Source organism: Micromonospora sp. DT178, from assembly GCF_049841695.1.
Taxonomy (GTDB): Bacteria; Actinomycetota; Actinomycetes; order Mycobacteriales; family Micromonosporaceae; genus Micromonospora.
The window spans coordinates 178,270-196,137 of record NZ_JBNCKV010000011.1 but is presented as its reverse complement, the minus strand read 5'-3'; the positions used below and the strand labels follow the sequence as shown (position 1 = coordinate 196,137).

The following is a 17,868-nucleotide window of genomic DNA, read 5'->3' as shown; positions in this document are numbered from 1 at the left end:
CGTGTGGACCAGCGTGGCCGGGCCCATCGTCGCCCGACCCGCGCCCACTCCCGCCGGTCGGGGGTCAGATGATCGTTGCCTCTGGAAAGGTTGGGGCATGGCCGCGCTGTTCCGCACCCGTCTGACCGACTGGACCGTCGTCACCCCGCTGCTGGCGATCCTGGTGTTGATCCTGACCTGGGGGCGCGACCTGTCCGGCCCCGTCGTGGTCGTGGTGGCCGTGTTGCTGGCCGGCGCGGTGCTGGCCGCCGTGCACCACGCCGAGGTGGTGGCCCACCGGGTGGGGGAGCCGTACGGCTCGCTCGTGCTCGCCGTGGCCGTCACCGTCATCGAGGTCGCCCTGATCGTCACGCTCATGATCAGCGGCGGCGAGAAGACGCAGTCCCTCGCCCGCGACACCGTCTTCGCCGCCGTCATGATCACCTGCAACGGCATCCTGGGGCTGTCGCTGCTGATCGGGGCGCTGCGCCGCCGGGTGGCGGTCTTCAACTCGGAGGGCACCGGCGGCGCGCTGGCGACCGTGACCACCCTCGCCGTGCTGAGCCTCGTGGTGCCGACCTTCACCACCAGCCGGCCGGGCCCGCAGTTCACCCCGGCACAGCTCGCCTTCGCCGCCGTGGTCTCGCTCGCCCTCTACGGCCTGTTCGTCATGGTGCAGACCGGCCGCCACCGCGACTACTTCCTGCCCGTCAACAGCCAGGGACGGGTGCTCGGCACGGAGGCGCACGCCGAACCGCCGTCGGACCGGGCCGCCCTGCTCAGCCTCGGCCTGCTGCTGGTGGCCCTGGTCGCCGTGGTGGGCGACGCCAAGTCGGTGTCGCCGGCGATCGAGTCCGCCGTCGCCGGGGCGAACCTGCCCCCGTCGTTCGTCGGCGTGGTCATCGCGCTGCTGGTGCTGCTGCCCGAGACGATCGCCGCCGCCCGGGCCGCCCGCCGCGACCGCGTGCAGATCAGCCTGAACCTGGCCCTGGGCTCGGCCATGGCCAGCATCGGGCTGACCATCCCGGCGATAGCGCTCGCCTCGATCTGGTTGGAGGGCCCGCTGCTGCTCGGCCTGGGCGGCACCCAGGTGACCCTGCTCGCCCTCACCGTCGTCACCAGCGTGCTGACCGTGGTGCCCGGGCGGGCCACCGTGCTCCAGGGCGGCGTGCACCTGGTGCTGCTCGCGGCCTTCGTCTTCCTCGCCGCCAGCCCCTGACCGTCCGCCGGCCAGCCGCCACCACCCGCCGGCGCCCACGGCAGCCCCGGCGTGGACGACCGCGCCCCCGTGCGGCGGCACCGGTCCGTGCCCCGGCATGACGGACCCGTCGCCGGGGTACTGGACGCCGCAACGCCGACGCCGGGGAGGCACTGTGACGACGCGCGTGGGACGCCGACCGCGAAGCTCGCTGGCCGGCCTCGTGGTGGCCCTCGTCGCGGCGGCCGGGTGCGTGGTCGGCGGGGTGTCCGAACCCGAGGGACAACAGCCCGCCCCGCAGCGGCCCGACACCCCGGCCTCGCCGGGCGCCGCGCAGACCCGGGCCGACGGCACCACCAGCGTCGAGGAGTTCCAGCAGGACGTCGCCGACGCGAAGACGATCGCCGAGCGGTACTGGGCCGCGCAGTTCCAGGCCTCGGGGGAGCGGTTCCGCCCGATCCGCCGCGTCATTCCCTACCAGCGGGCCGGCGAGGTCTCCTGCGGCGGGCAGGCGCTGCCGCGCAACAACGCCGTCTACTGCTCGGCCGGGGACTTCATCGCCTACGACGTGAACTGGTCGGTGGGCGCGTTCCGCCAGGTCGGCGACGCGTTCGTGTTCTACCTGCTCGGCCACGAGTACGCGCACGGCATCCAGGCCCGGCTCGGCATCCGCTACTCCTACACCATCCAGCAGGAGCTGCAGGCCGACTGCATGGCCGGGGCGTACCTCGGCGACTCGGTGCGCTCGAAGGCGCTCCGGCTCGACGACGGCGACCTGGAGGAGTTCCGCGAGGGGCTGCTGGCCGTCGGCGACGCCCCCGACCAGCCGTGGTTCGCCGAGGGCGCGCACGGCACCGCCGAGCAGCGCACCGAGTCGTTCTTCCGCGGCTACGAGCGCTCCCTGGGCGCCTGCGACCTCACCTGAGCCCGCCGGGCAGCGCTAGTTCCACCACTGCCGCACCCACACCGCCGCGCCGCCGCCGTTGTCGCCGAGGTTCGGGTCGTTGAAGGAGAAGACGAGCCGCGACGGCTCCCCGGCGTTGTAGTAGAGCATGCAGCGGCTGTCGGCGCCGACCGGGAACCACCGGCCCGAGCCGTAGAACAGCCCGGTGCTCAGCACCAGCATGGACCCCGACGTCACCTTCGCGATCAGCGCGTACCGGGGGGCGTCCGGAGCGGGCCAGCCGCTGCCGGCCAGCGGCAGCTCGCCGGAGATCGACTTCTGGGTGCCCCAGTGGTCGATGCGGACCTTGCCCAGGGCGGTCACCCGGAACACGTCCCGGTCGACCATGCCCACCGGGGAGGGCCACGTGGTGTGCACGTTGCCCGGCGCGAACCAGTCCCGCTCATCCTCGTGCTGGGGGGTCTCCAGGTCGTAGCACCGATCGAGCGGCAGGCTCGCCGCGGCGGCCGGCCCCGCCGGCCAGACCGCGGCGGCGGCGGCCAGCAGGATCACGGTGCACCGGGAGACCAGGGATCGGACGCGCATGGCGACCTCCGGGCGAGGGGCCGCCGTGCCGGCGGCCGGTTGTCCCCGAGTCTCGCGCCCGCGCGCAACCCGTCGGCCAGGTCACCCCGCGGCACCGGGGCGCGCGCCGGCGGCGTGCCGGCTGAGAGGATCCCCGGGTACGCATCCGAGGGAGGACCCGCTGAACAGCCACCACCCCGCCGCCGTGCTCTTCGACATGGACGGCACCCTGGTCGACAGTGAGAAGCTGTGGGACGTCGCGCTGCGCGAGCTGGCGGCGGAGTACGGCGGCACCCTCTCCGACCCGGCCCGCAAGGCGATGATCGGCTCCAGCATGGCCGCGTCGATGCGCATCCTGCACGACGACCTGGGCCAGCCGGGGCGCGACCCACAGGCCAGCGCGGCGTGGATCAACGCCCGGATCCTGGAGCTGTTCCGCACCGGGCTGCGCTGGCGTCCCGGCGCGCTGAACCTGCTGCGGGCCGTCCGGGCGGCGGGCATCCCGACGGCGCTGGTGACCTCCAGCGGCCGGCCCCTGGTGGAGGTGGCGCTGGACACCCTCGGGCGGGACAGCTTCGACGCGGTCGTCTGCGGCGACGAGGTCGAGGCGGCCAAGCCGCACCCGGAGCCGTACCTGACCGCCGCCCGGCTGCTCGGCGTGCCGATCGCCCGCTGCGTGGCGATCGAGGACTCGCCGACGGGGGTGGCCAGCGCGCTCGCCGCCGGCGCGGCGGTGCTGGCCGTACCGGCGGAGGTGCCGATCGGGCCGCTGGACGGCGTACACCAGCTGGAGAGCCTGACCGGCGCGGACCTGGAGCTGCTGGCCGCCCTGCTCGGCGCGCCACCGCCCGACGCCTGACCGACGAAGGGCCCCGCCGGTCGGCGGGGCCCTCGTCGTGCGTCGGGATCAGTCGTGGGCGATGGCGCCGAGCACGTTGATCCGGGCGGCCCGCACCGCCGGGAGCGCCGCGGCGACCACCCCGACGATCGCGGCGAGGCCGAGGAAGATCCCCATCTGGGTCCAGGGCAGCACCAGGTCGGTGATGCCCTCGTCGCGCAGCGCCTCGACCACGGCCGCGCCGAGGCCGGCGCCGACGACGACGCCGAGCAGCGCGCCGAACACCGAGATCACCACCGCCTCCACGGTGATCATCCGCATGGTCTGCGAGCGGCGCAGGCCGATGGCCCGCAGCAGCCCCAGCTCCCGGGTGCGCTCCAGCACCGACAGCGCCAGGGTGTTGATGATGCCGAGCACGGCGATCACGATGGCCAGCGCCAGCAGGATCTGGATCATCGTGAGCAGGCCGTCCAGCTGACCGGTCTGCTGCTCGATGAACGCCTCCCGGTCGGCCACCGACACCTCGGGGGAGTCGGCCAGCAGCGCCTCGATCTGCGGCTGCACGTCGGCCACCCGGGTGCCCGGCGCCAGCTGGATGAAGCCCTGGATCGGCTGCGGGATGGCGAAGCCGCTCGCCGCCTCCGCCGGCAGCACCACCGGGTTGGTCAGCTGGGAACTGGCGTAGATGCCGGTCACGGTGTACGTCCGCGCCTCGCCCCGGGACGTCTGCACCGGCACCTTCGACCCCACGGAGAGGCCGCGCGCCGTCGCGGTGTCGGAGCTGACCAGCATCCCGTCCGGCGCCAACCGGTCGATGTCGCCGGCGGTCGGCTCGGCCCCGAAGATCTGCCGCAGCGCGGCGACGTCGCTGCTCGCCGCGACCCAGGTGCGCTCGCCGCCGACCATCGCCAGGTCGCCGTACTCGCCGTCGGCCAGGCGCACCCCCGGGATCGCGGCGGCCTTCTTGAGTACCTCCGGGTCGAAGCTCGGCGGCCGGGGACCGCTCTGCGCCCCGGCGATCACCAGCTCCGCCTTCAGGCTGTCCTGGGCGAGCCCGCCGATGCTGCTCTTCGCCGAGTCCAGGATCACCGTCACCCCGGTGACCAGGGCGATGCCGACCATCAGCGCGGCGGCGGTGATGGCGGTGCGGCGCGGGTTGCGCCCCGAGTTGAGCCGGCCCAGCTTGCCCGGCACCGACCAGGCGAAGATCGCGCCGAGCAGGCTCACCACCGGCCGGCTGATCAACGGCGTCAGCAGGGCCACGCCGATGAAGGCGAAGAGCACCCCACCGAGGATGGTGGCCAGGGTGTTGCCCCCGGCGTTGCCGGTGAGCCCCAGTGCCAGCAGCGTGCCACCCACGGCCGTGACGATCGCCCCGGCCACGGTGACCTTGGTCAGCGGACGGTCGGGGGTGGCCACGTCCTGCATCGCCGCGATCGGCGGGATCCGCGACGCCCGCAGCGCCGGCAGCAGCGCCGCCACCACGGTGATCACGAGGCCGACGGCGAACGCACCGACCACGGCGGACAGCGGCACGCCGATCCCCGCCAGGGTCAGCCCGCCGGCGAACGTGCTGAACAGGTACGCCAGCAGCGCGCCGATGCCGATGCCCGCGCCGAGGCCGAGCACCGAGGCGACCAGGCCCACCGCGACGGCCTCCAGCACCACCGAACCGATGATCTGCCGGCCGCTGGCCCCCACGGCGCGCATCAGCGCCAGTTCCCGGGTGCGCTGCGCCACGATGATCGAGAAGGTGTTGAGGATCAGGAAGGTGCCCACCAGCAGCGCCACCGCGGCGAAGCCGAGCAGGATCCGGTTGAAGAAGGACAGCGCCTCCTTCATGCCGGCCGCCGCGTCCTCGGACAACTGCGCACCGGTCTTGACCTCGAAGTCGGCGCCCACCGCGGCGGCCACGGCGTCGCGCAGCGCCTCGTCCGACGTCCCGCCGGCGGCGGTGACCGAGATGTTGCTGAAGGTGTCGGGCGCGCCGAGCATCAGCCGCTGCGCGACCGGCGTGGTGAACATGATCTCGTTGGCGCCACCGATGGAGTCCCGGCCGCCGCTGTAGCCGAACACGCCGACGATGGTGAACTCCTGCTTGGGCTGCAGGGTCAGCACGCCGACCCGGTCGCCGACCTTCACCTTGCCGGCCACCGCGAGCGCCTTGTTGATGACGATCTCGTCGTCGGCCTGCGGGGCCCGCCCCTCACGCAACCGCACCAGGTCGCTCTCGCCGGTCCAGTTCTCGCCCAGCTGCGGCGGGCCGAACGAGGCGACGACCTTGCCGTTGCCGCCGATCAGCCGCGCCCCGTCGACGCCGACGATGCCGGTGGCCTCGGCCACGCCGGGCACCGCCCGGACCTTGTCGAGGGTGGCCGCCGGCACGGGCGCGGCCACCGGCATGCCCTCCGCCTCGCCGACGTCGATCTTCGGCTTGGCGGCCACGTTGACGTCCACGCCCTCGTACGCGTCGGCGAAGATCGCGTCGAACGAGCGGCCGAGGGTGTCGGTGAGCACGAACGCGCCGGAGACGAACATGACGCCCAGCACCACGGCCAGGCCGGAGAGGATCAGCCGGACCTTGCGGGCCAGCAGGCTCTTCAGGGTCGCGCGGAACATCAGCGCCCCACCTCGGCGGGGGTGTCCAGCTTCTTCATGGTGTCCAGCACCGTGTCGGCGGTCGGCTCGATCAGCTCGGAGACGATCTGCCCGTCGGCGAGGAAGACCACCCGGTCGGCGTACGCGGCGGCGGTCGGGTCGTGGGTGACCATCACGATGGTCTGCCCGTGCTCGCGTACCGAGTTGCGCAGGAAGTTCAGCACCTCCGCGCCGGCCCGCGAGTCCAGGTTGCCGGTCGGCTCGTCGGCGAAGATGACCTCGGGCCGGGCGACCAGCGCCCGGGCGCACGCCACCCGCTGCTGCTGGCCGCCGGAGAGCTGCGCCGGCCGGTGGTCCAGCCGGTCCCGCAGCCCGACCGTGGCGATCACCGTGTCGTACCAGGCCGGATCCGGCTTGCGCCCGGCGATCGACAGCGGCAGCAGGATGTTCTCCTTGGCCGTCAGCGTCGGCAGCAGGTTGAACTGCTGGAAGATGAAGCCGACCTTGTCGCGGCGCAGCTTCGTCAGGCCCGCGTCGCCCAGACCGGTGACCTTCGTGTCGCCGATCGACACCGTGCCACGGGTCACCGAGTCCAGGCCCGCAAGGCAGTGCATCAACGTCGACTTGCCCGAGCCCGAGGGCCCCATGATCGCCGTGAACCGGCCCCGCTCGAACTCCGCGCTGACCCCCCGCAGCGCGACGACCTGCGCCTCGCCGCTGCCGTACACCTTCCACACGTCGCTCGCCCGGGCCGCGGCCTGCGCCTGCTGGCCTACCGTCGCGGTCACGTCATCTACCTCTTCCGTCTGTCTTCGGTCCGCGCCGCCCCCGCTGGTCCGGCGCGGCAGTCCCATCATCTGTGCTCGCCGGCCCCGATCCGTCCGACTCCGGTCGGAGCCGTGGCGGATTTCGCGCTGCGGGTGCCCCCCAATGCCGACTCAGGGTTGCCCCTGAGTGGGCGGCCGGTCGAGGGCTTTTCCGCCCGGCCGGGACCGATCCTGCACAGTGACGCCGCGTCAGGGTCAACCACGCGGCGACGTCTCCGGTCACGGTAGGTGACGGCGACAACCGCACCGCCGTGCCGCGGCGCATCCCCGGGTACGCCGCCCGCGCCGTCGGCGACGAGGCGCTACGCCCGCGGACGGACCAGGCCCGACTCGTACGCCAGCACCACGGCCTGCACCCGGTCGCGCAGCCCCAGCTTCGTCAGCACGTGCCCGACGTGGGTCTTGATGGTGGTCTCGCTGACCGACAACGCCCGGGCGATCTCGGCGTTGGACAGCCCCCGCGCCACGTGCACGAGCACCTCCCGCTCCCGCTCGGTCAGCGCGCTCAGCGTGCGGGGCGGCGCGGCCGCGGGGTCGGGCAGCGCGTCGGCGAACCGGTCCAGCAGGCGCCGCAGGATCCGCGGCGCCACCACCGCGTCCCCGGCGGCCACCGTGCGGATCGCGGCCACCAGGTCGTCGGCCGGCACGTCCTTGGCCAGGAAGCCGCTCGCCCCGGCCCGCAGCGCCCCCACCACGTACTCGTCCAGGTCGAAGGTGGTCAGGATCAGCACCCGCACGGGCAGCCGGGCGTCGACGATGGCCCGGGTCGCGGCGACCCCGTCCATCCGCGGCATCCGGATGTCCATCAGCACCACGTCGGGCAGCAGCCGGCGGGACAGCTCCACCGCCTCCAGGCCGTCGGCGGCCTCGGCCACGATGTCCAGGTCGTCCTCCGTGCCCAGCACCATCCGGAAGCCCGTACGCAGCAGCGGCTGGTCGTCGGCGAGCAGGATGCGTACCGGCCGTGCCGGCACCGTCGCCTCGGTCACCTGATTCCCCCGTCCCGATCCCCGGTCACGCCGCCGCGCCCCGGGACTCCACCGGGATCCTCGCCGACACGCGGAAGCCCCCGCCCGGCCGCGCCCCGGTGCGCAGAACACCACCGTAGAGGGCGACCCGCTCCCGCATCCCGACCAGGCCGTGCCCGATCCGGTCGCCGTCGGGCGCGGGGCCGCGCCCGGTGTCGGCGATCTCCACGTCGACCGTGTCCCCGTCGAAGCGCAGCAGCACCTGGGCGGTGGCCGCGCCGGCGTGCTTGAGCGCGTTGGTCAGCGCCTCCTGGGTGATCCGGTAGAGGGTCAGCGCCACTCCCTCCTCCAGCGTCACCGGGGTGCCCTCGACCCGCAGGGTCACCGGCAGGCCGGCCTCGCGCACCTGCTCCACGAGCGCCTCGATACCGGCGAGTCCCGGCTGCGGGGCCAGGTCGGCGGCCGGCTCGGCGTCGGTACGCAGCACGTCGAGCAGCCGGCGCATCTCCCGCAGCGTCGCCCGGCTGGTCTCCTCGATGGTGGCGATCGCCCCGTCGGCCGCGCCCGGGTCCCTCGGCAGTACGCGACGCGCGCCCGTGGCCAGCACCCCCATCACGCTGACGTGGTGCGCCACGACGTCGTGCAGCTCGCGGGCGATGCGGCGGCGCTCGTCGGCGACCGCCCGCTCGGCCAGCGAACGCTGGTTCTCCTCGGCCGCCCGGGCCCGCTCCCGCAGCGCCTCCGTGGAGGCCCGACGGGCGTGCACCGCGCGTCCCACCGAGTATGAGACCGCCCCGACCAGCAGGTTGTTGAGCACGAGGTAGGCGGGACTGACGTTCGCCAGCAGCTCGTCGGGTGGCGGCGTGAGGGCGCTGGTGGCGCCGACCGACACCCACAGCACCAGCGCGGCCACGGCCGCCGTACGCGGTGGCCCGGCGGCGGCCGCCGTGTAGGTGAGCACCATGAAGGTCATGCCCTGCGTGGTCGGCGTGGGGCCGAGCAGGAGGGGCACCGCCAGGGTCGCCACCGCCATCGCGACCGCCGCCCACGGCGCCACCCGCCGCCACGCCACCGGCACGGCGCAGACCACGCTCCAGCCCAGCGCCGGCAGCAGGCGCCCCGGCCAGTAGTCGCGGGGAGTCAGCGCGATGAGCACCACCTCCGCCACGACGAGCCCGCCGGCGAGGAGCGCGTCCGCGGCGAGGGGGTGCCGGCGCAGCCACGCCCGGGGGCCCGAAGTCATACCGCGACGCTATCCGGCGTCGCGGCCGATTGATCGTCGCCGGCGGTGAGCCCGGCCTCCTCCCTCAGGAGGAGTCCAGCTCATCCCCGCCGGAGCGAACGACCGCGCGAGGCCACGCGCCGGATGGGCCTCGCACGAGCGGCCGCGCGAGGCCGCTCGTCACGTGGGCCCGGCACGACCGGCCGCGTGGCCCCAGCGGCAGACCGGCCGAATCGACGGCGGTCTCACCGCGGACCCGCCGCCGACCGGCGGGGGACCTCACCGGGGTGCCGGTCAGCCGGTCACTCGTCGGCGCCGGGAGGCGTCGGGCGGGACCGGGCGTCGCGCAGCGGATCCGGTGCCGCCTGCGTCGGGAACGGCGGCGGGGTGCCCCCGAAGGTCGGGCAGAGCGCCTGGTGGCTGCACCAGTCGCAGAGCCGGCTCGGTCGGGGGCGGAAATCCTGCTGGGCGGTCGCCTGCTCGATCGCCCGCCACAACGCCACCACGGTGCGTTCGAAGCGCAGCAGCTCGTCGGCGTCCGGCGTGTAGTCGCAGACCTCCGAGTCCTTGAGGTAGAGCAGCCGCAGCACCCGGGGGACCACGCCCCGGGTGCGCCAGAGCACCAACGCGTAGAACTTGAGCTGGAACAGCGCCCGGGCCTCGAACGCCTCGCGCGGCGCGCCGCCGGTCTTGTAGTCGACCACCCGCAGCGCCCCGTCGGGCGCCACGTCGAGCCGGTCGACGTAGCCCCGGATCAGCAGCTCCTCGTCGACCACCGCCGAGATCAGGCTCTCCCGCTCGGCCGGCTCCAGCCGGCGCGGGTCCTCCACCGCGAAGTAGCCCTCCAGCAGCCCGGCGGCGGAGCGGAGGAACTCGGCCGCCGCCGCGGCGTCGCCGTCGGCGAACAGCGCCGCCAGCTCGGGCTGCTCGGTGACCAGCCGGTCCCACTGCGGGGCCACCAGGTCGCCCGCCGCCGTCGGGGTGCGCCCGGCGGCCGGCAGGTCGAACAGCCGCTCCAGCACCGCGTGCACGAGCGTGCCCCGGGCCTGCTCGACGGTCGGCCGCTCGGGCAGCCGGTCGATGCTGCGGAACCGGTAGAGCAGCGGGCAGGTCTTGAAGTCCGCCGCCCGCGACGGCGACAGCGAGGCCCGCACCGTCGCCGGGACCTCGGCCGGGGTCGGGGAATGCTGCGTGGTCACCGGTTCCGCCGTCATGCCCGGAAGGTTAGGGCACCGGTGTGACACCACCGCCGTCGCCGCACCGGCGCATGATCGCCGCGCCCCGCCGGCGCGTGGTCCCGTCGCCGCGCCGGCGCATGATCTCCGCCGCGTAGCATCGATCCGATGGAGCAGACGAGGCGACCGCGCCGCCGGCCCGACGCGCGGACCGGCCTGACCGTGGGCCGGGTGTTCGGGGTGCCGCTGCACCTCAACGGCTCGATGGTGCTGCTCACCCTGCTGGTGACGGTGCTGTACGCCGAGTTCGCCCGCCGCCAGCTCGACCTGTCCCAGCTCGCCGGCTACCTCATCGGCTTCGGCTTCGTGGTCTCCCTGCTCGGCTCGGTGCTCCTGCACGAGCTCGGCCACGCCCTCACCGCCCGCCGCTACGGCATCGGTGTGCGCGGGATCACCCTGGAGCTGCTCGGCGGATACACCGAGATGGACCGCGACGCCCCGACGCCCCGGATCGACCTGCTGGTGTCGCTCGCCGGCCCGGCCGTCTCCGCCGTGCTCGGCGTGCTCGCGGTCGCCGCCACCCTCGCCCTGCCCGACCGCACCCTGGCCAACCAGCTCGCCTTCCAACTGGCGGTCAGCAACGTCATCGTCGCGCTGTTCAACATCCTGCCGGGCCTGCCGCTCGACGGCGGCCGGGCGCTGCGGGCGGCGGTCTGGGCGGTCACCCGCGACCGGCACCGCGGCACCGAGGTCGCCGGCTGGGTGGGACGCGTCGTCGCCGTCGGCACCGCCGCGCTGGTCGCCCTGCTGACCCTCACCCGTGACCTGGCGCCGCTGGCGCTGCCCCTGATGCTGCTCGTCGCGTTCACCCTGTGGCGCGGCGCGGGGCAGTCGATCCGGATGGCCCGGATCAGCCGCCGCTTCCCGCTGATCGACCTGTCCCGGCTGGCCCGGCCGGTGCTCGCCGTGCCCACCGGCACGCCGCTGGCCGAGGCGCACCGCCGGCGCGCCGACGGGAGCACCCCGGGCGCCGCCCTCGTGGTCACCGACACCGCCGGCCGGCCGGTCGCCCTGGTCGACCCGGCGGCGGCGGAGGCCGTACCCGTGGAGCGCCGCCCCTGGCTGGCCGTCGACGCGGTCGCCCGATCCCTGGCCAACCTGCCCGCGATGCCGGTCGGGCTCGACGGGGAACGCGTGATGGAGACCGTGCAGACCCACCCGGGCGCGCAGTACGTGGTGACCTCAGGCGAAGATGTCGTGGGCATTCTGCACATCGCGGATCTGGCTCAGCTCCTCGAACCTCAACGGAAGATGAACACGTGACCGCAACAACCCCCGCCGCCCCGGCCGACCCGGGCACCCCGGTGACCGCCGACACCCCGGCGCTGCCCCCCGTGCACCGTGGCCCGTTCCGGATCGGCGACCGGGTGCAGCTGACCGACCCCAAGGGGCGGATGCACACGGTCACCCTGGAGCCGGGCAAGGCGTTCCACACCCACCGCGGCATCCTGGAGCACGACGCGCTGATCGGCCTGCCCGACGGCAGCGTGGTCACCACCACCGGCGGCGGCACCGCGTTCCTGGCCCTGCGGCCGTTGCTGTCGGACTACGTGCTCTCCATGCCGCGCGGCGCCCAGGTGATCTACCCGAAGGACTCCGCCCAGATCGTCGCCATGGGCGACATCTTCCCCGGCGCCAAGGTCCTGGAGGCCGGCGCCGGCTCCGGCGCGCTGTCCTGCTCGCTGCTGCGCGCGGTCGGCACCGGGGGCGAGCTGCACTCGTTCGAGGTGCGCGACGACTTCGCCCAGATCGCCCGGCGCAACGTCGAGGCGTTCTTCAACGGGCCGCACCCGGCGTGGCACCTGCACGTCGGCGACGTCGCCGGGTGCGCCGAGACCGGCTTCGACCGGATCATCCTCGACATGCTCACCCCGTGGGAGACCCTCGACATGGTCGAGCGGGCACTGGTGCCCGGTGGCGTGTTCATCGGCTACGTCGCCACCACCCCTCAGCTGTCCGAGCTGGTCGAGGCGCTGCGCGAGCGCGGCGGCTGGACCGAGCCGCGGGCCTGGGAGTCGCTGGTGCGCGACTGGCACGCCGAGGGCCTGGCCGTGCGACCGGACCACCGCATGATCGCGCACACCGCGTTCCTCGTCTCCGCGCGTAAGCTCGCCCCCGGCGTCACCGCACCGCCGCGGCGCCGCAAGCCCAGCAAGGGCGCCGAGGCGTACGCCGAACGCCGCCAGGCGCTGCGCGAGGCCGAGGCCGCCAGGCAGGCGGCGGCCGCCTCGGCGCAGCAGGCGGCCGCCGAGGACACGGAACGGCCGTGACGGCGCGGCGGGGCGACGAGGAGTGAACGGACGGATCCCGCCCGTCGGCGCGTGCCGGCGGGCCGGGCACGGGGAGGTGGCATGAGCCGGCCCGGCTTCGGCGGGGGTGACCTGCCGGCGGTGTTCCCGGACTGGTCGCCCTACCAGGACCTCGAATCGGCGGCCCGGGCGTACCTGCGCGACCCGGACGTCGCGCTCGAGGCGCTCGGCGGGGTGCTGCGCGGCGCTTCGGTGCTGGGCTTCACCCTGGAACGCTTCGTCAACGAGGTCAACGGGGTGTGGCAGGAGGTCGTGGTCTGCGACGGCAGCCGCCTCGTCCTCTGGCACGGCGAGGACGTGCCGCCGGAGGACGGGCCACCGGGGTCGATGACCTCGTCGCTGCGGGTGGTGCCGGTCTCCACGGTGACCGAGGTCGGCTGCCGGCGCCGACTGACCCGCGCCGACGACGGCGGGATCAGGGTCGACAGCATCGATGTCTATCTGCTGCTCACGTCGCTGGACGAGGCGCCGCCCAGCGACGAGGCGGTGGGCGCGCCCCGGCACGACGCGCTGCGCTTCGGCAAGACCCTCGACGACGGCGGCGCCGGACAGATCGCCCGCCTGGAGGAGTTCGCCCGCCTCGTCGCCTCGGTGGTCGGCCGCCCGATGCTCTGAAGCCGTACGCCCGGGTGGGCCGCGCCGAGCGGGGTTCCCGGACGTGTCGTCCTCCCGCGCCCGACGGCGCGGGAGGACCGGGCCGTCAGTCCTCCTCGGCCTCCGGACCGGCCACCTCGACGCCGTCGCTGCCGCGCACCACGTGGATGCACTCGCCCGGGCACTCCTTCGCCGAGTCGATCACCTCGAGGCGCAGGTGCTCCGGCACGTCGACCCGGCTGCCCGGCGCCATCCGCAGCTCGCCGTCGGGGCCCTTGACGTACGCCAACCCGTCGACGTCGAACTCGAAGACCTCGGGCGCGTACTGCACGCAGAGCCCGTCGCCTGTGCAGAGATCCTGGTCAACCCAGACCTGCAACTCGTCCGTCACGACCTCCGCCACGGCGCACCCCCCATGTTCTCCCGTCCCACGCCCCGACGGTACCCGAACGCCCGTACCGGCCCCCCGGGCCACCCTTCGCGATCAAGGTTCGGTGACGAGCGCGTTGCGTGGGACCGAATCGGCCTCATAGCGGCTAGTGTTAGGGCAGAACGTTCAAGCCCCCCGGGGAGGTGGGACGTGGCACGCAGCGACGACGCGGACTCGCGCGCCGCACGGTGGGAGAAGGAGGCCCACGATCTCTCCACGCAGGTCGCGTTCCTTCAAGAGGAACTCGCTCTGGTGCGGCGCAAGTTGACCGAAAGCCCCCGACACGTCCGGCAGCTCGAAGAGCGGCTGGCGGCCACCCAGGCACAGTTGGCGCGGCTGACCGAGAACAACGACCGGCTCGTGAGCACCCTCAAGGAGGCTCGCGCGCAGATCGTGACGCTCAAGGAGGAGATCGACCGCCTCGCGCAACCGCCGAGTGGTTACGGCGTCTTCCTTGCGCGGCACGACGACGGCACGGTGGACGTCTTCACCGGCGGACGCAAGCTCCGTGTCGCCGTCTCGCCCTCGCTGGACGTCGCCGAACTGCGGCGCGGCCAGGAGGTCCTGCTCAACGATGCGCTCAACATCGTCGACGCGTTCGGTTTCGAGCGGGTCGGCGAGGTGGCGATGCTCAAGGAGATCCTCGCGGGTCCCGACGGCGGCCCGGGCGACCGGGCTCTCGTGGTCTCGCACTCCGACGAGGAGCGCATCGTGCACCTCGCCGATACCCTGATCGGTGCGCCGATCCGGGCCGGCGACTCGCTCATGATCGAGCCCCGCTCGGCGTACGCGTACGAGCGGATCCCGAAGAGCGAGGTCGAGGAACTGGTCCTGGAGGAGGTGCCCGACGTCGACTACACCGACATCGGTGGCCTCCACTCGCAGATCGAGCAGATCCGCGACGCGGTGGAACTGCCCTTCCTGCACGCCGACCTGTTCCGCGAGCACCAGCTCCGCCCGCCGAAGGGCATCCTGCTCTACGGTCCGCCCGGCTGCGGCAAGACGCTGATCGCCAAGGCGGTGGCCAACTCGCTGGCGAAGAAGATCGCCGAGCGGGAGGGAAAGGAGAAGCACACCAGCTTCTTCCTCAACATCAAGGGCCCGGAGCTGCTCAACAAGTACGTCGGCGAGACCGAGCGGCACATCCGGCTGATCTTCCAGCGGGCCCGCGAGAAAGCCGGCGAGGGCACCCCGGTGATCGTGTTCTTCGACGAGATGGACTCGATCTTCCGGACCCGCGGCTCCGGCGTCTCCTCCGACGTGGAGAACACGATCGTCCCGCAGCTGCTCAGCGAGATCGACGGCGTCGAGGGGCTGGAGAACGTCATCGTCATCGGCGCCTCCAACCGGGAAGACATGATCGACCCGGCGATCCTGCGCCCCGGCCGACTCGACGTCAAGATCAAGATCGAGCGGCCGGACGCCGAGGCGGCCAAGGACATCTTCTCCAAGTACATCCTCTCCGGGCTGCCGCTGCACCCGGACGACCTGGCCGAGCACGGCGGCGACCCCCAGGCCACCGTCGCGGCGATGATCGACGCGGTCGTGCTGCGGATGTACTCGGAGACCGAGGAGAACCGCTTCCTCGAGGTCACCTACGCCAACGGCGACAAGGAAGTCCTCTACTTCAAGGACTTCAACTCCGGCGCGATGATCCAGAACATCGTCGACCGGGGCAAGAAGATGGCCATCAAGGAGTTCCTCACCTCCGGACGCAAGGGCCTGCGCCTGCAGCACCTCCTCGACGCCTGCGTCGACGAGTTCCGGGAGAACGAGGACCTGCCCAACACCACCAACCCCGACGACTGGGCCCGGATCTCCGGCAAGAAGGGCGAGCGGATCGTCTACATCCGCACGCTCGTCTCCGGCGGCAAGGGCGCGGAGGCCGGCCGGTCCATCGAGACCGCCAGCAACACCGGCCAGTACCTCTGACGGACACCCGCACGGGGCCCGTGACGCGACGCGTCACGGGCCCCGTCCCGTCCGCGCCCGCCTCTCCGCCCCCGTCGCCCCGGTCCGCCGCGCCCCCTTCCGCCGCGCGGCCGACTACGCTCGACGTGACGGGGGACCGGGTCGGGCGAGCGAAGCGGGTAGGTCGATGAGCGTAAGACGGATCATGGGCACCGAGGTCGAGTACGGCATCTCCGTTCCCGGCCAGGCCGGGGCCAACCCCATGGTCACCTCCTCCCAGGTGGTCAACGCCTACGGGGCGCGCCCGGAACTCAACCGGGGTGGCCGCGCCCGCTGGGACTACGAGGAGGAGTCGCCGCTGCGGGACGCGCGCGGCTTCACCTACTCCGGCGCCGCGTACGACCCGGCCGAGGCACTCGCCGACGAGGACCTCGGGCTGGCCAACGTGATACTCACCAACGGCGCACGCCTCTACGTCGACCACGCCCACCCGGAATACTCCACACCGGAGGTGACCAACCCGCTGGACGTGGTGCGCTGGGACAAGGCGGGGGAGCGGGTGATGGCCGAGGCGGCCCGCCGCGCCGCCACCATCCCCGGCACCCAGCCGATCCACCTCTACAAGAACAACACCGACAACAAGGGCGCCAGCTACGGCTCGCACGAGAACTACCTGATGCGCCGGCAGACGCCGTTCGCCGACATCGTCGCGTACCTGACGCCGTTCTTCGTGACCCGGCAGATCGTCTGCGGCGCCGGCCGGGTCGGCATCGGCCAGGACGGCGGGCAGAGCGGCTTCCAGATCTCCCAGCGTGCGGACTTCTTCGAGGTCGAGGTCGGCCTGGAGACCACCCTCAAGCGGCCGATCATCAACACCCGCGACGAGCCGCACGCCGACGCCGACAAGTACCGCCGGCTGCACGTCATCATCGGCGACGCCAACCTGTCGGAGATCTCCACCTACCTCAAGGTCGGCACCACGGCGCTGATCCTCACGATGATCGAGGAGAAGGCGCTCGGCCCCGACCTCGGCATCGCCGACCCGGTCAGCGAGCTGCGCGCCGTCAGCCACGACCCGAGCCTGACGCACCGGATGCGGCTGCGTGACGGGCGGCGGCTGACCGCCCTGGACGTGCAGTGGGCCTACTACGAGCGGGTCCGGTCCTTCGTGGACGACCGCTACGGCACCGACGCCGACGAGCAGACCCTCGACGTGCTCGCCCGCTGGGAACGCGTGCTGGACAGGCTGGGCCGCGACGTCATGCTCTGCGCCGACGAGCTGGACTGGGTGGCCAAGCTGCGGCTGCTGGAGGGCTACCGGGAGCGGGAGCAGCTCGGCTGGGGCTCGCACAAGCTGCAACTGGTCGACCTCCAGTACTCCGACGTCCGCCCGGAGAAGGGCCTCTACCACCGGCTGGTCTCCCGGGGCGCGATGAAGACGCTGCTCGACGACGAGCAGACCCGCACCGCGATGACCGAACCGCCGGAGGACACCCGGGCCTACTTCCGCGGCCGCTGCCTGGCCCAGTACGCCTCCGAGGTCGTCGCGGCCAGCTGGGACTCGGTCATCTTCGACGTCGGCCGGGAGTCGCTGGTGCGGGTGCCGATGATGGAGCCGGAGCGTGGCACCCGCAAGCACGTGGGCGCGCTCTTCGACCGCTGCCCCAGCGCGAAGGACCTGTTGGAGACCCTCACCGGCGGCTGAGGCGTCGTCGACGGATTCCCGCCGTGCGCCGAAGCCGGCGCGCGGCGGGCTTTTCGTCGCCTCCGCGAGGTAAGTTGATCGCAGGGCGATCGTGGAGGAGGCAGCAATGGCCACTCGTGACAGCGGCGGGCAGTCGCAGTCGGGCAAGTCGCGTCAGGGCGAGGAGATCGAGGACGTCACCACGGAGGCGAACCCGGAGGTCGCCGAGCGGCACGCCGAGATCACCGAGGATGTCGACGACCTGCTCGACGAGATCGACTCCGTCCTCGAGGAGAACGCCGAGGAATTCGTGCGCGGTTACGTGCAAAAGGGAGGTCAGTGACTATACCAGGACGAAACGGACATGTCACTTCCCTCTGACGACCGGGACGGGCGCCGGCGCTGCCGTGACTGTGGGGACTGGAAGCCGCTCGAGGATTTCTGTGCGAGCAGCAAACGGCCCAGCGGTCGCGGCAGCTACTGCAAACCGTGCTTCAACCAGCGGTCCAAGGCCAGCTACGCCAAGCGGGTCAGAGAGACGCACGGGCGGGACGTCAAGCCCATACGGGAACTCCCGGAGGGGCATCGGTTCTGCGCTGACTGTGGG

Annotated in this window: 16 protein-coding genes; 9 read left to right on the top strand and 7 right to left on the bottom strand. The window is 73.1% G+C overall.

Features of this window, described 5'->3' with window-relative positions:
- Positions 1-97: 97 nt before the first annotated feature.
- Both ACLQ22_RS21775 and ACLQ22_RS21770 read left to right on the top strand, forming a co-directional pair.
- Entirely contained in the window at positions 98-1,198 is a 1,101-nt protein-coding gene (locus ACLQ22_RS21775; RefSeq protein ID WP_425693919.1) for a calcium:proton antiporter, read from the top strand.
- Positions 1,199-1,352: 154 nt separating this feature from the next.
- Positions 1,353-2,102 carry a neutral zinc metallopeptidase gene (locus tag ACLQ22_RS21770; protein WP_425693918.1) on the top strand — a complete coding sequence of 250 codons (750 nt, stop codon included), beginning with the start codon at positions 1,353-1,355 and terminating at the stop codon, positions 2,100-2,102.
- A 15-nt stretch (positions 2,103-2,117) separates the two neighbouring features.
- Here the strand turns inward: ACLQ22_RS21770 and ACLQ22_RS21765 are convergent, their stop codons facing one another.
- Positions 2,118-2,666, bottom strand: coding sequence for a hypothetical protein (locus ACLQ22_RS21765; protein WP_425693917.1), 549 nt, complete (start codon positions 2,664-2,666; stop codon positions 2,118-2,120).
- A gap of 184 nt (positions 2,667-2,850) precedes the next feature.
- On the opposite strand from ACLQ22_RS21765, the gene ACLQ22_RS21760 reads away from it, so the two are divergent.
- Positions 2,851-3,504 carry an HAD family hydrolase gene (locus ACLQ22_RS21760; protein ID WP_425693916.1) on the top strand — a complete coding sequence of 218 codons (654 nt, stop codon included), beginning with the start codon at positions 2,851-2,853 and terminating at the stop codon, positions 3,502-3,504.
- A 48-nt stretch (positions 3,505-3,552) separates the two neighbouring features.
- Here ACLQ22_RS21760 and ACLQ22_RS21755 read toward each other — a convergent pair whose 3' ends face one another.
- From ACLQ22_RS21755 to ACLQ22_RS21735, 5 genes are all read right to left on the bottom strand, one after another.
- A complete protein-coding gene (locus tag ACLQ22_RS21755) occupies positions 3,553-6,102 on the bottom strand; it encodes an ABC transporter permease (protein WP_425693915.1) in 2,550 nt (849 codons plus the stop codon).
- Positions 6,102-6,869, bottom strand: coding sequence for an ABC transporter ATP-binding protein (locus ACLQ22_RS21750; protein WP_121398229.1), 768 nt, complete (start codon positions 6,867-6,869; stop codon positions 6,102-6,104). Before ACLQ22_RS21750 ends, ACLQ22_RS21755 begins: the two co-directional genes overlap by 1 nt.
- A gap of 341 nt (positions 6,870-7,210) precedes the next feature.
- Positions 7,211-7,897, bottom strand: a complete 687-nt coding sequence (locus ACLQ22_RS21745) for a response regulator (RefSeq protein WP_425693914.1) — start codon at positions 7,895-7,897, stop codon at positions 7,211-7,213.
- Between the two features lie 25 nt (positions 7,898-7,922).
- The gene (locus ACLQ22_RS21740) at positions 7,923-9,119 is read right to left on the bottom strand and encodes a sensor histidine kinase (RefSeq protein ID WP_425693913.1); all 1,197 of its coding nucleotides are present in this window, start codon (positions 9,117-9,119) and stop codon (positions 7,923-7,925) included.
- Positions 9,120-9,400: 281 nt separating this feature from the next.
- A complete protein-coding gene (locus ACLQ22_RS21735; protein ID WP_425693912.1) occupies positions 9,401-10,312 on the bottom strand; it encodes a RecB family exonuclease in 912 nt (303 codons plus the stop codon).
- A 225-nt stretch (positions 10,313-10,537) separates the two neighbouring features.
- On the opposite strand from ACLQ22_RS21735, the gene ACLQ22_RS21730 reads away from it, so the two are divergent.
- The 3 genes from ACLQ22_RS21730 to ACLQ22_RS21720 all read left to right on the top strand — a co-directional run bounded on the left by ACLQ22_RS21730 (position 10,538) and on the right by ACLQ22_RS21720 (position 13,257).
- The gene (locus tag ACLQ22_RS21730) at positions 10,538-11,596 is read left to right on the top strand and encodes a site-2 protease family protein (protein WP_425693959.1); all 1,059 of its coding nucleotides are present in this window, start codon (positions 10,538-10,540) and stop codon (positions 11,594-11,596) included.
- A gap of 41 nt (positions 11,597-11,637) precedes the next feature.
- The gene (locus ACLQ22_RS21725) at positions 11,638-12,603 is read left to right on the top strand and encodes a tRNA (adenine-N1)-methyltransferase (protein ID WP_121399290.1); all 966 of its coding nucleotides are present in this window, start codon (positions 11,638-11,640) and stop codon (positions 12,601-12,603) included.
- Positions 12,604-12,684: 81 nt separating this feature from the next.
- A complete protein-coding gene (locus ACLQ22_RS21720) occupies positions 12,685-13,257 on the top strand; it encodes a hypothetical protein (RefSeq protein ID WP_121398234.1) in 573 nt (190 codons plus the stop codon).
- Positions 13,258-13,342: 85 nt separating this feature from the next.
- Here the strand turns inward: ACLQ22_RS21720 and ACLQ22_RS21715 are convergent, their stop codons facing one another.
- Positions 13,343-13,639, bottom strand: a complete 297-nt coding sequence (locus tag ACLQ22_RS21715; RefSeq protein WP_366643547.1) for a ferredoxin — start codon at positions 13,637-13,639, stop codon at positions 13,343-13,345.
- A gap of 177 nt (positions 13,640-13,816) precedes the next feature.
- Between ACLQ22_RS21715 and arc the strand changes: the two genes are divergently transcribed.
- The 3 genes from arc to ACLQ22_RS21700 all read left to right on the top strand — a co-directional run bounded on the left by arc (position 13,817) and on the right by ACLQ22_RS21700 (position 17,604).
- Complete coding sequence (gene arc, locus ACLQ22_RS21710; RefSeq protein WP_366643546.1) at positions 13,817-15,598, top strand: proteasome ATPase; 1,782 nt, start codon at positions 13,817-13,819, stop codon at positions 15,596-15,598.
- 166 nt (positions 15,599-15,764) lie between these two features.
- On the top strand, positions 15,765-17,282 hold the full coding sequence (gene dop, locus ACLQ22_RS21705) for a depupylase/deamidase Dop (RefSeq protein WP_121398237.1): 1,518 nt from the start codon (positions 15,765-15,767) through the stop codon (positions 17,280-17,282).
- 106 nt (positions 17,283-17,388) lie between these two features.
- Positions 17,389-17,604: a ubiquitin-like protein Pup gene (locus tag ACLQ22_RS21700; protein WP_067366797.1), complete on the top strand. Its 216-nt coding sequence runs from the start codon at positions 17,389-17,391 to the stop codon at positions 17,602-17,604.
- The last annotated feature ends 264 nt before the right edge of the window (positions 17,605-17,868 follow it).